This window comes from Massilia sp. CT11-108, assembly GCF_047302915.1.
GTDB lineage: Bacteria > Pseudomonadota > Gammaproteobacteria > Burkholderiales > Burkholderiaceae_D > Telluria > Telluria orientalis.
On record NZ_JBKYMO010001200.1, the window covers coordinates 1 to 527 of the forward strand.

Here is a 527-nt window from a genome sequence, read left to right on the forward strand (position 1 = left end):
CCCATCAGGCGTGCCGACCACGTCCACAGGTGGATCGGGTTCCAGTCGCCACGTGCACGCCGACGATCGTGCCCCCGCCCAGTTTTGCCAGTCCCAGCGCGGACCCGAGGGCGGCCGCGCCCCGTTCGGTGCCGTCGACGGGGACGAGGATGCGTTTGTACACGATTATTTCCTCACGGCATGCTTGTGCCCGGTCTGTGGCCGCATGACCATCACGGGCACGTGGGCGTCGGCCAGCACTTTCTGCGTCACGCTGCCGGCCAGCAGCCGCGACAGCCCGCGCCGGCCGTGCGAGCCCATGAAGATCAGGTCGCAGGCGTGGCTGTCGGCAGTGGCGAGGATGGCGTCGGCCGGCGAGTAATCGAGCACCGCCAGCGAGGTGCATTTCACGCCGGCGGCTTCCGCGGCATCGGCCACGTTGCGCGCGTGCTCCTTTGCGGCGACCAGCAGGACGGCGTCGTCGAGGCCGGGATCGATGGCCATCGCGGCTTCCGCCGACGCGATGGGCGGTTGCGGCTGGCCGACGG

At 70.4% G+C, this 527-nt stretch carries 2 protein-coding genes; both read right to left on the minus strand.

Annotated features, from left to right (window positions below; genetic code table 11):
* Positions 1-4 precede the first annotated feature (4 nt).
* Positions 5-163: a universal stress protein gene (locus tag ACEN88_RS33960; protein ID WP_413346769.1), complete on the minus strand. Its 159-nt coding sequence runs from the start codon at positions 161-163 to the stop codon at positions 5-7.
* A gap of 2 nt (positions 164-165) precedes the next feature.
* On the minus strand, positions 166-527 hold a 362-nt coding region (locus ACEN88_RS33965; protein WP_413346771.1), incomplete at its 5' end, for a universal stress protein.